General features: G+C 30.2%; 10 protein-coding genes. All 10 read left to right on the top strand.

What is annotated here, in order from left to right; genetic code table 11:
• Nucleotides 1-186 (top strand): zinc ribbon domain-containing protein (locus tag BUA73_RS01520; protein ID WP_143146961.1); only part of this gene is annotated, 186 nt, incomplete at its 5' end.
• Nucleotides 187-496: 310 nt separating this feature from the next.
• Complete coding sequence (locus BUA73_RS01515) at nucleotides 497-2341, top strand: DUF4153 domain-containing protein (RefSeq protein WP_072901514.1); 1845 nt, start codon at nucleotides 497-499, stop codon at nucleotides 2339-2341.
• 606 nt (nucleotides 2342-2947) lie between these two features.
• Entirely contained in the window at nucleotides 2948-3379 is a 432-nt protein-coding gene (gene fliW / locus BUA73_RS01510; protein ID WP_072901512.1) for a flagellar assembly protein FliW, read from the top strand.
• Complete coding sequence (gene csrA, locus BUA73_RS01505) at nucleotides 3379-3597, top strand: carbon storage regulator CsrA (RefSeq protein WP_072901510.1); 219 nt, start codon at nucleotides 3379-3381, stop codon at nucleotides 3595-3597. Before fliW ends, csrA begins: the two co-directional genes overlap by 1 nt.
• A 155-nt stretch (nucleotides 3598-3752) precedes the next feature.
• Complete coding sequence (locus BUA73_RS01500; protein ID WP_072901507.1) at nucleotides 3753-4952, top strand: flagellin N-terminal helical domain-containing protein; 1200 nt, start codon at nucleotides 3753-3755, stop codon at nucleotides 4950-4952.
• Nucleotides 4953-5095: 143 nt separating this feature from the next.
• Nucleotides 5096-7219: a glycosyltransferase gene (locus BUA73_RS01495; RefSeq protein WP_072901504.1), complete on the top strand. Its 2124-nt coding sequence runs from the start codon at nucleotides 5096-5098 to the stop codon at nucleotides 7217-7219.
• Between the two features lie 48 nt (nucleotides 7220-7267).
• Nucleotides 7268-9667, top strand: a complete 2400-nt coding sequence (locus BUA73_RS01490; RefSeq protein WP_084671904.1) for a glycosyltransferase — start codon at nucleotides 7268-7270, stop codon at nucleotides 9665-9667.
• A 47-nt stretch (nucleotides 9668-9714) separates the two neighbouring features.
• Entirely contained in the window at nucleotides 9715-10686 is a 972-nt protein-coding gene (locus BUA73_RS01485; protein WP_072901502.1) for an NAD-dependent epimerase/dehydratase family protein, read from the top strand.
• Nucleotides 10679-11785, top strand: coding sequence for a DegT/DnrJ/EryC1/StrS family aminotransferase (locus BUA73_RS01480; RefSeq protein WP_072901499.1), 1107 nt, complete (start codon nucleotides 10679-10681; stop codon nucleotides 11783-11785). Before BUA73_RS01485 ends, BUA73_RS01480 begins: the two co-directional genes overlap by 8 nt.
• Nucleotides 11775-12812, top strand: coding sequence for a hypothetical protein (locus tag BUA73_RS01475; protein ID WP_072901497.1), 1038 nt, complete (start codon nucleotides 11775-11777; stop codon nucleotides 12810-12812). Before BUA73_RS01480 ends, BUA73_RS01475 begins: the two co-directional genes overlap by 11 nt.
• The last annotated feature ends 7 nt before the right edge of the window (nucleotides 12813-12819 follow it).

Here is a 12819-nt window from a genome sequence, read left to right as displayed (position 1 = left end):
ATAGATACCTTCTACCCTTCAAGCCAATTGTGTTCAGTATGTGGCTACCAAAATGCAGAAGTTAAGGACTTAAATATAAGGAAATGGGTATGTCCTAAATGCCATAGCATACACGATAGAGATGCTAATGCAAGTAAGAATATTCTAAAGCAAGGATTAAAAGAACTAAAAATAGAGGTGGCGTAATCCTGTAATAAATACGGTAGGAACTATCGGAATCAAGCCTGTGGAGATAGTAGATTGCGAGGTCGAAGAAGCAGGAAGCCCCATCCCCTTGTGGGTGGGGTAAGTTCACTATATCATAAGCATCAATTTCAATATTTGCCAGGAAATAAGTGTGGTATGTTACGTGAGCAAAAGAAAAAATAATCAATATTGATATAGAATATCAATATCTTTTATATCAATATTCATATATAATTAAGAAGAATAGCTGTAACATATTATAGTTAATTATTTAATTATTCACACATAACAAACGAGGAGGATACGCGCTATGAATGTTTTTACTAAATGGATTTCTAAAAATTTCAAAGGTGCATTTACGGCTTTTAAGACCTTCCCTATTTCCATTGCTAGTGCACTGGCATTTGCCATTGTTACTATAATAAGGATTCAACTTAACTGGAATGATCAAGAACCCTATAATTTTTTGTTAAACTGCATTAATTGGGGTCTGGCCTTGGGGGCTATTTTCGGGTTAGCTGCAATTGCAGCGGCTCGAAGCTGGTACAATAATAAAGAAGCATTTATTATTGCCAATCTACTTAGTGCTTTAGTTGTTATATTAACAGTTGTGTTGCTCTGTATTTTTGGTGGTGCTAAGGTTTCTTTGGGTGGATCTACTTATACAGAGATTTCACAAATAGCTCAATCGCGGGTTATTGTAGCTATTCTTGTCAGTTTCATTGCTTTTATTATAATAGCTTCATATGCAAAAAATGAATCTGACTTTTCACGTTCCTTTTTTATGACTGAAAAAGCATTCTTCATTGCCATGCTATACGGTTTGGTTATAATGGGGGGAGCCTCTGGAGTTGGAGGTGCCATAGAATCACTTCTTTATAATAATATGAGTGAAAAAGTTTATATGTATATCGGAACATTAAGTGGTTTTTTAGCTTTTACTATATTTATTGGTTATTTCCCAGACTTCAGTAAGGGGCAAGTTGATGAACGCCTAAAAGTCGCTGAGAATCAACCGAGGTTTATAGAAGTTCTATTTGAATATATAATGATTCCTATAATGACTGCCTTAACTTTAGTTCTATTAATTTGGTCAGGGAAAACTGTCTTGGATGGAATGAAGGTTCCGTTCACACAACTTTCTGGAATTGCCACTGCGTACACTGTTTTTGGTATCTGGCTCCACGTAATGGTAACTCATTACAAAACTTATATGGCAAAACTCTATCGAAGTGTTTATCCCTTTGCTGCACTAGTGATACTTGCCATTGAAGCATGGGCGCTGTTTATTCAATTACAAAAGTATGGTCTTAAAACAACAGAGTATTCTTTTGTTATTATTTGGATTATAGCTTGCATATCTTCTATTTTGCTTATAATTTTGAAGGGAAAATCCCATGTAATAATTGCTATTACTATATCTGTTATGGCTGTATTCTCAGTACTGCCAGTGGTTGGTTATAAAGATTTGCCAGTAACATCTCAAATTAATCGCTTGGAAAGTTTGCTTAGAAGTCAAGGAATGATTAAGGATAACCAATTGAGTAAAGCTGTAAAAGAACCGGAACGTGAGGTGCGGGAGTCAATCACAGATGCCGTGAATTATCTTGCATATACAAAGGACGCAAAGCTGCCAGCTTGGTTTGATAGTAGCCTTAGTCAAGGTGATGTTTTCGAAAATAAATTAGGTTTCCAGCAGGTATGGCCAAATTCTGGTGGGCTTGATAATGCCGGGCACTTAGGAACAAACATAATGTTGCCATCTGGCGCCTTAGACATCAGTGATTATCAGTGGGTGGTTAATCTACAAAATGAAAGCTCGGAACTATTTACATCTATTAAAGGAAATAAAGGGGAATATAAGTTATATTGGAATGTGAACAAAATTAATAATATACCAACATTAAAGATATTATTAAATGATGAGGTAATCATGGAGAAAAATATGAAAGCTTACCTAGATAACATTATGGTCAAATATCCTCCAGGTAATGAACCTTATGTAGGTATAGTAAAAGATATGAGCCTTGAGATAGATACTCTAGAAGTTGATGTCCTGGTGATTTTTAGAAATATAAATATTAATGTTTATTCTAAAAATGATACAATAAATTACTGGATGGAGCCTTATGCAGTATATATAAGAGAAAAATAATAAATATTTAATAAGACAGCACCATTCTATTTAGTAGGATGGTGCTGTTATTTTTAAAATTATTTAATGAACATTAATTTCAGTATTTAACACTATATAAATGGTATGTGCTTTCCTTTTTGATTTGGTATAAGTCCTTCACGGACAAGGAATGGAATTAACAGTTGCAATAGAGCAACTATTATAATAATTTCAACGGGAAGTACAAGGGTGTTTTTGATAATACTCTTCATGCTTTTTTCAAATCTATAAAACTCTTGAATTATTATATCAGATAGGATTTATTCCCGAATAAGATTTGTCGTACTTTGAGGAAGAACATGAAGTAAAGGTTTATAATAATAAAAATGAATTATCAGGATTGAGTAAAACAGTTTTCAAATTAAAAAAATACTAATAGAGTAATAGGGTGCAATTTTTCTATGATATAAAATTTATTATGAAGTTTTGATTTGTTAATAAGGATAAATATCACATTAAATATAAAGTAAATTGCATATTAAAACGATAATTTATATATAGTTTAAATTCTTAGCTTTTGTTGGAGTTAAATTTCCACTTAAGCTAAGAATTCTGTTTATTAAAAATAAGGTGGTGTAACTAATAATGAATTTAAATACCAAATATCACGGATGTATAGAATACAGCCAAGAAGATATAATAAATTTCAAAAAAGGAATACCAGGATTTGAAGAGTTAAAACAATTCATATTATTTACCGTGGAAGAAAACCCTGTTTTTTCAGTATTGCACTCTATTGAAAAAGAGGACATTGGAATTATAGTGACTCTGCCTTCCAATGTGAAAAATGACTATGAGATCAGAATAGAAGAAGAGCAAATGAGAACACTTAAAATTCAAGACGAAAAAGACGCTTTAGTTTTAAATACAGTTACTTTAAATGCAGATACAGAAAAGATCACAGTAAACTTAAGGGCTCCCATTGTTATTAATATAAAGGAAAAGATAGGTGAGCAAATAATACTGGATAACGATGATTACTCCATAAAACATCCGCTTTTTAAGGAGGGAGTATAATGCTTGTTATAAGTAGAAAAAAAGGTGAATCTCTATTGCTTGGAGATGATATTGAAATAACTGTAGTTAAGCTAGATGACGGCTCAGTAAAATTGGCCATAGATGCCCCAAAGGAAATCACCATTTTGAGAAAAGAACTTTATAAAGAAATTGAAGAAGAAAATAAGAATGCAGTATCCTTTGATATTTCAATTTTAAAAAGCATAAAGACAAAATAAAGGCTAAAATGAAAATAAAAAATTAATAAAAATATTTTAAAAAAAGCTAAAGTGTATAAAAATAAGACCGATATAATTACTGTAAGGTAACACAATAATTTAAATATTCATGGATGAACAAGGATGTTCACCAAAAAAACAAGGAGGATTTTATTATGATTATTAATCACAATCTTAACGCAATGAACGCTCACAGAATGATGACAGGTAACACAACTGCATCTGGAAAATCAATGGAGAAATTAAGCTCAGGCTTAAGAGTAAACAGAGCAGGAGATGACGCAGCAGGTCTTGCAATCTCTGAGAAAATGAGAGCTCAGATAAGAGGTCTTGACCAGGCTTCAAGAAATGCTCAGGATGGTATTTCTATGATTCAGACAGCTGAAGGTGCTTTAAATGAATCTCACTCAATTCTTCAGAGAATGAGAGAATTATCTGTACAGGCAGCTAACGATACAAACACAGATTCAGACAGAAAAGAACTTCAGAACGAAGTTAAACAGTTAAAAACTGAATTGGACAGAATCGGAAACACAACAGAATTCAACACTAAGAAATTATTAGATGGTTCTGCTAAGGGTGTTGCTGAAGCAGTAAAAGGTTCATTAAGAGTAAATAATAACTCAATTATTAAGATTGATGCTGCAGATTTAAAAGCTGTTCAATCTAGTATGGCAACTAGTTCAGAAGTAGCTGGCGCATATATGCTTGTTAGAGTAGATGGTGCAGAAGGTACATTTGATAATGCAAACTTTAAAGTTGTTGGTCCAGATGGTACAATAAAAGCTGCTAATAGTGGTGATGGCTTAACGGTATCTTCATCTATAGCATTAAGTTTTGGTACAGATTTAACGACAGGTGCAGCTGTAACTATGTCAATAGATAATATTAAGAATATGAAGGTTGGAGAAAGCATGACTTTTGTGTTCAATAAATTTGTAGCTGCAAGCACTAAATTAGATGAATCAATAATGGCACAAATAGGTGCTAACTCAGGGCAAACAGCATTTGTTTCTATGGATGATATGAGATCAGCTGCATTAGGTGTTGACAAGGTTGATATTTCAACAAAATTTGGTGCAGCAACTGCAATAGAAACAGTTCAAAATGCTATTGAAAAAGTATCTTCACAAAGAAGTGCTCTTGGTGCTATTCAAAATAGATTTGAACACACAATCACAAACTTGAATACAGCATCAGAAAACTTACAGGCATCAGAATCAAGAATTAGAGATGTAGACATGGCTAAAGAAATGATGGCATTCTCTAAGAATAACATCCTTAGCCAGGCAGCTCAAGCAATGTTGGCGCAAGCTAACCAGCAGCCTCAAGGAGTTCTTCAATTATTAAGATAGTTGATAAACCTTTAATAAAAAAGTCAGAGATAATTTCTCTGGCTTTTTTGTTTCATAAAAAATATATTAAAGAAAAAGGAGTGTTTTACGATAAAATAAGTATGGTTATTTAAAGTTTTTTAAACTTGAAAGGGTGAAATAGGATGAAACTTAGTATATGTATGATGGTGAAAAATGAAGAAAAGCATTTAGAGGAATGTTTAAAAAGTTTACAACCTTTAAGGAAAGCTGTATCTTCAGAGCTTATAATAGTAGATACAGGATCTGCTGATAGTACTATTGAAATCGCTAAAAAATATACAGAGAGCGTTTATTTTCATGAATGGAATAACAACTTTTCAGAAATGAGAAATATAACAATAAATTATGCTAAAGGTGAATGGATTTTAATTATAGATGGAGATGAAGTACTAGAAGAGAGTGAAGAAATAATAAAATACTTTCATTCCACAGTTGGCGATAAATTTGGAGCAGTTGCATTAACTGTAAAGAATTTACTAGATGAAGATAAGGATTATCATTATGCTCTTTTGCAATCTCCAAGGATATTTAAAAATGATGGATTTTTTCATTATAAAGGAAGTGTTCATAATGATCCTATATTTAAAGGAGAATGCTTAGCTTTAAATAGTGTTTTAATTCATTATGGTTATATATCCACAGATGAGGAACTAATGGAAAAGAAGTACCAAAGAACAAAAAAAATGCTTGAAGAAGAACTTAAAAAAGAACCTGAAAATATATATTATCAGTATCAATTGTCAGTAACATATATGATGCATAAGGATTACAGCAAAGCTTTAAATGAGAGCTTAAAAGCATATAAAATGTTTGAAAAAATAAAATCTAATGAAAGAAAAATGTATTTTTACATTATTCCTAACCATATTAAAACTTTACTAATTAATGGATTGTATTTTGAGGTAGAAAAGATATCAAAAGAAGCGTTAAAAATAGAACCGGACCATATAGACATCTACTTTTATTTAGCTCAAGCACAAATAAAAGTAGAGAAATATGAGGATGCCATAAAAACATTTAAAAAGTATATGGATTTATGCTCAAACTATGAGAAGTTATCTATTCGATTTAATCCTACAATGAATATTTATACTTTAGCGTCGCAAAATGAAGGAAAATATGGTATAGCTTACTCGTTGTATAAGAAAAAAGAATTTAAAGAAGCAATTAAATACTTAAAAAATATCGATATAAAATCAGAACCTTTTTATGCAGGGTATAAGTTGTTTGTTGAAATTTCTTTTATAACTAAAGATCTAGAAACATTATTTCAATTTTATAAAAACAATATAGCGCAGTCAAGTTTAGAAATTCAACAAAATTTCTTTAATGAAATAGAGAAAAATAAAAATAACTTACTAACGGAAGAAAAAATACAATTGACAAGTTATTTTTCAGGTTCAGATAATAGTTATTTTGATTTGAATAGAATTCGTTGTGCAATGTATGAAAAAAATGAAGATATAGATACGATGATCAAAGAATTTATAAAAAAAGTTAAATTTGATTTATTAGAAGAATACTATGCTGATATAATATATTATTTCATTTTATATAAAAAATCTGTTAGTCATATTGTTTATGATTTAAGTACCAAAAGTATTCAATTATTTATGCGATATTTATTTAAAAATTACTCCAATTTTAAGGAGTTGTTACAAGATTACATAATAAAAAACACAAGTTACAATTTCGTTGATTTAAAATCACACATTATATTACAAAGATGTTATTTAATCATGGGTAACGATGTGAAAGAAAAAAATTTATATTCAAGTATATTTAAAGCTTATATAGATAATGGAAAAAAATATGTTACTACAGTGTACACCCCCTTTGTTATAGAGAATGAGTTAATAAGAGAAGTTCAGAATGAAGAAGATGAATTTTTTATTTATATGTATCTAGCCGAAAATATAAAAGAACAAAATCAAAGTGAATATATCCATTATTTGAGAAGGGCAGTTGCTGCTTACCCGTATATGAAAGATGGAATAGAGCTTATGCTAGAGGAATTTAATGAAGAAGAGAACTCCACACTAAGCGAATTTGAGCAGTACAAGATTCAAATCAAAGATACAATAAGAGAATTCATTTTAAAAGAGGATTTAGATAATGCCAATGTTTTAATAGATGAGTATGAGAAAATCGTAAAAGATGATGTGGAGATTTTGTTGTTAAAATCAGAAATAGCACTGGCTAAGTTAAAAGAAAAAAATAATAGTGTGAACAACTATAAGATGTAAATGAATAACTTTAACTAAAATAATGATTTAAACTATAGAGGTGTTACGATGGATGGAAGTATGGAATCTATGAAAAAACATATTAAAGAAAATATTAATGAGCTTATAAATAAGGAGAAACTTCAGGAGGCTGAAGTTTTATTAAAAGAATTCTTTAGTATGGTTAAGGATGATGCAGAAGCATTTTCTATGAAATCGGTTTTATTAATATTGAAAGGTAAATTAGAAGAGGCTGAAATTGTTATAAAGGAAGGGCTAAATTACCATAAGGATAATTTTGATTTAAACTATAACCTGGCATATATATACGAAACACAGGGTAGATATAACCAAGCCTTATTATGTTACACTATAGCTATAAATAATTGCGAAGATGATAATTTGAAACTTGGAATTGAAGAGAATATAAGTAGATTAAAAAATGAACATGGTGCAAAGATAATTACTACAAAGGCTAAAATTGCTTTTTTTGTAAAACAAGGCATGGACAGTTTTCTTGGTGATACAATAAGTGGACTTTCAGACGAATATGATGTAAAAAAAATAGTGGTAACTGAATACCCTCAAATCGAGGAGGGCATGAGATGGGCGGATATATGTTGGTTTGAATGGTGTGATGAGCTCATAGCATATGGTAGCAAATTGGAGCTAGCTAGGGAGAAAAAAATTATTTGTAGATTGCATAGTTATGAGGCATTTACCGAACACCCTAGTAATGTTAAATGGAATAGTGTAGATAAATTAATAATAGATACTAAACATATAAATGATGTTGTTTTAACTAGTTTTCAAAAAATACCTAAAGATAAGGTTAATATTATTCCTGTTGGAGTAAATGAGGGTAAATACAAATTCGAGAAAAGGGAAAAAGGATTTAACTTGGCTTATGTAGGATATATAAATTATAAAAAAGGTCCTATGTTATTAATTCAATTGATTAGTGAATTAGTAAAAATAGATAAAAAATACAAATTACATATAGCAGGTAAATTTCAGGATTATAGAGATGTATTATATTTTAATCAAATGATAAAGGAAATGAATTTATCTGATAATATAATACATTATGGATGGGTGGATGATATTAATAAATGGCTTATAGATAAAAATTATATAATTTCTACTAGTTTGCTTGAAGGACAACATCTTTCGGTTATGGAAGGAATGAGCAAGGGGATTAAACCGGTAATACACAATTTTGTTGGTGCAAAAGAAATATATGATAAAAAATATGTATGGAATACTATAGATGAAGCTGTTGAAATTATCAAAAGCCATAAATACAACTCAAGTGAATATAGGGAATATGTTGTGAAAAATTATTCAAAAGATAAGGAGTTAAATAGTATAAAAGAAATGATTTCTAAAATTAGTGGAAAGAATAAAGAAAAAAAAATAATTAACATAAAACCACTAATTACAGTGGGAGTGATTAATTATAATTACAAGCATTATATGGATAAAGCTGTTTCTTCAATATTAAGTCAAACATATGACAATATTGAAATTATAATTGTTGACGATTGTTCTAATGACGGCTCTATAGATTTGATTAATGAATATGAAAAAAAACATATGAATATAAAAGGAATATACCACGATAAAAATAGCGGTAGTTCCGTTAAAGCATGTAGAGAATTAATTGAGAAAGCTAAGGGTGAATATTTATTTATATTATCTTCAGATGATTTTTTGAGAGATAGGTATGTTATCGAGGATTTGATAAAACAATTTTTAAAAGAGCCAAACTTAGATTATGTTTATGGTAATTTAGATATAGTTGACGCTGATGGAAATTATAAAGATGTATGGAAATATAAACAGTTTACAGATGAACAAATAATTAGAGAAACTTTTAGAAGAATGGGTTCTGGTATAATGCCTGTAACAATAGGAATGTACAAAACGGAATTTTATAGGAAAAACGATATAACTTGGCATTGTGATAAGGAAAATATTGTGGCAGGCGATGTCCTAAATTCACTAGTATATATAAAATATAGATGGCAATATAAATATATAGATCGTAGCTTCATATGTTATAGGCACCATTCAAATAATATGACATATAATTTAAAGGATAGAATTCCATCCATTATATCAATTATTGAATATATAATTAATAATTTCGATGAAAGTATTTATTTATCGGAAGTTGGACTTGATAAAATACAGAGTTACGAAATGAAGAAGTCAAAAAAAATGTATATAATTGCAGAAGTGTATTTTGATATATTAAAGTATTATAAAGATGGATTTAAACCTTGGGATGGTTCAAATACTGATTATAGTAAAGAATACATACACGAGTGGGTTGAAAAACCATTATGTGTCAAAATAAAAGAATACATTGGCAAATCATTGGAATGTGGGGATTTTCATAGGTCAGAAATTGAGAGGTTAGAATTTAATTTGAAAAATATAATTTTAACGTTGAATTGTAAGTAGTCATTAATTATCTATGTAGTTTTAAAATTTATTTATGGAGGAAGCAAATGAATATAGAAAACAAAAGAATACTTTTAACAGGTGGGGCAGGTTTTATAGGGACAAAATTATGCAGTATGCTTCACGGTAACAATGAAATCTTGATATATGATAACTTAAATAGGAATGCTATAAAAAAGACAAATTTACTACAGTGTGAAAATGTCAATTTGGTAAAAGGAGATATATTAGATATTAATCATCTAAAAAGTGTAGTTGATGAGTTTAAACCCAATATAGTAATTCATTTAGCAGCAATTGCTGGGATTGATACAGTAATTAAAAACCCAGTTAAAACTATGCAAGTTAATATGATAGGAACATACAATGTTTTAGAAGTTTTGAAAGATAATATGGACGGTTTAGAAAGAGTTATTGATTTTTCAACTTCAGAAGTGTTTGGTTCATATGCGTATAAAGTTAACGAAAAAAGTACAACCAATCTGGCACCCGTAGGGGAAGCACGTTGGACTTATTCTATATCAAAACTTGCAGGTGAACATTTAGCACATAGTTATTATAAGGAATATAACATGCCAGTTGTAACTGTTAGACCATTTAATATATATGGACCAGGACAAGTTGGAGAAGGAGCTATACATGAATTTGTAGTCAGAGCTATAAAAAATGAACAAATTCAGATACATGGTGATGGAGATCAAATACGTTCATGGTGTTACATAGATGATTTTGTAAAAGGAATAGTTTTATGTATAGAAACAAAAGAAGCTATAGGGCAAGCTTTTAACATAGGGAATCCAAGATGTACTATAACAATATCAATGTTGGCGGAAGTTATTAAACGCATTTCAGACTCCCGTTCAGAGATAAAATATGTTCCTAAAAATTATGTTGATGTTGAACTTAGAATACCAAGTATAGATAAAGCAAAAGAAATATTAGAATATGAACCTCAGTATGATTTGACTAAAGGACTTAAGGAAACAATTGAGTGGTATAGAGGTGCTGTAAATGATTAAATTAGCAGTCCCTGAAATTGGACAAGAAGAGTTAGATGAGATAAAAGAGGTATTAGAATCGAAATATCTAGTTCAAGGAGATAAGGTAGAACATCTGGAAAGTTTAATTCAAAAGTATTTGAATGTAAAACACGCTATTGCAGTAAGCAGCGGAACAGCTGCCCTGCATTTAGCGTTATTGGCTTTAAATATAAAAAATGGCGATGAAGTAATAGTTCCAGACTTTACATTTCCAGCTACAGCAAATGTTGTTGAGTTAGTCGGTGCTACCACTAAGTTAGTAGATATTGATTTAGATACATTTTGTATTGATGAAGAAAAGATAGAAGAAAAAATAACAGATAAAACAAAAGTTATAATTCCCGTGCAGGAATTTGGGCAATCTTCGGATATGGATAAAATAATGGAATTATCCCAAAAGTATAATTTAAAAATAGTTGAGGATGCAGCTTGTGCATTTGGCGCGGAATATAAAAATAAAAAAGTTGGAACTATTGGTGACATAGGATGTTTTAGTCTTCACCCAAGAAAAGCTATTACAACAGGTGAAGGTGGAATTGTTGTGACGAATAATGATGAGTTAGCAGCGAAAATAAGAATCTTAAGAAATCATGGTATGAGCTATTTAGATGGTGTAGCTCAATTTGTGATGGCTGGTTTTAATTATAGAATGACAAATATACAAGGGGCTATGGGAATTGCTCAAATGAAAAAAATAGGTAGGATAAACGATAAAAGGGAGGCAATGGCTTTAAAATACAGTGAACTTTTAAAAGCTGATAGAGCAATAAAAATTCCTAGCGAAAAGGAGTATGGTAAGCATGTATGGCAAACGTACCATATTTTATTGGATAAAAATATTGATAGAAATCAGGTAATTAGAATTTTAAAAGAGAAAGGCATAGAAACAAATTTTGGAGCATATTCGGTTCATGAACAACTATATTATAGGAAAAAATATAATTTAAATGATAGTCAATATGGAAACTCTATGCATGCTTATAAACAAGGGTTAGCTTTACCACTACATGGAGAACTAAGTGTTGAGGAGATACAGTATGTTGTCTCAGAAATAAGGAGAGCTTTAAATGTGTCATGATATAGAAGAATATTTTATTAATAAAGGCATGGTAAACCCACGAAGAAGTATACATTTGATAAAGAGGGTTGTGGATTTTCTGGAATTAAATCTGCACAATTTAACCGTATTCACAGAAGCCGCATCTAGTGAATTTATATACACTTCAATAATTGCAGCTATGGCAGGAGCAGAAAAAGTTTATGCTATATCAAAAGATTCAAGTTATGGATTAAAGGAACAAATAAAAACGGACACTATGCTATTTGCTAAGCTTTGTGGTGTAGAAAATAAAATTGAAGTTGTTTTTGATAAAGAAAAAATTGGGGAAGCGCATATAGTCACAAATTTGGGATTTGTTAGGCCTATAGATAAGTGTACAGTAGACAAAATGAGAGAAGATGCTGTAGTACCTTACATGTGTGAAGCTTGGGAAGTAAGAAGTGGTGATGTAGATATTGAATATTGTAAAGAAAAAGGTATTAATGTTGTTGGAACAAATGAAAACTATCCAGGATTAGATGTTTTTAATTTTAGTGGTTATCTTGCATTAAAAATGTTATTTGACGCTAAAATTGAGATATATAAATCTAAAATTGTAATTGTAAGTGAGGATAGGTTTGGAAGTGTAATACATAATACGTTATCCAAATTGTCTAATGATGTGATACTGATAAAAGAAATTAATGAAAAAAATTCAGAATTAGTTAAAGACGTAGATGCCTTAATTATAGCTGATTATACTTCGAATAAATGTTATATAGGTAAAGATAATTCCCAGATAACATCACAAGAGTTAAAGAAACTTTCTAAAAGTGTTACAGTAATACAGTTTGCTGGTATAGTAGATATAGAAGATTTAAATGAAAATAATATTTTTTATTATCCTAAATATGAAGTCGGAAGTTTTAGAATGGGGAAAACCTTGGCTTATTTAGGTCCAAAACCTATAATTGATTTGCATTGTGCAGGATTAAAAGTTGGAGAGCTAGCATACAGAAACGAATATAAGTTGTCTGGAAATAAGCTTTGTCAAAATATTTTATAGGATAAAG

This window comes from Hathewaya proteolytica DSM 3090 (assembly GCF_900142225.1).
Lineage (GTDB): Bacteria > Bacillota > Clostridia > Clostridiales > Clostridiaceae > Hathewaya > Hathewaya proteolytica.
The sequence above is the reverse complement of the archived record's forward strand: the minus strand, read 5'-3'. Positions and strand labels throughout refer to the sequence as shown.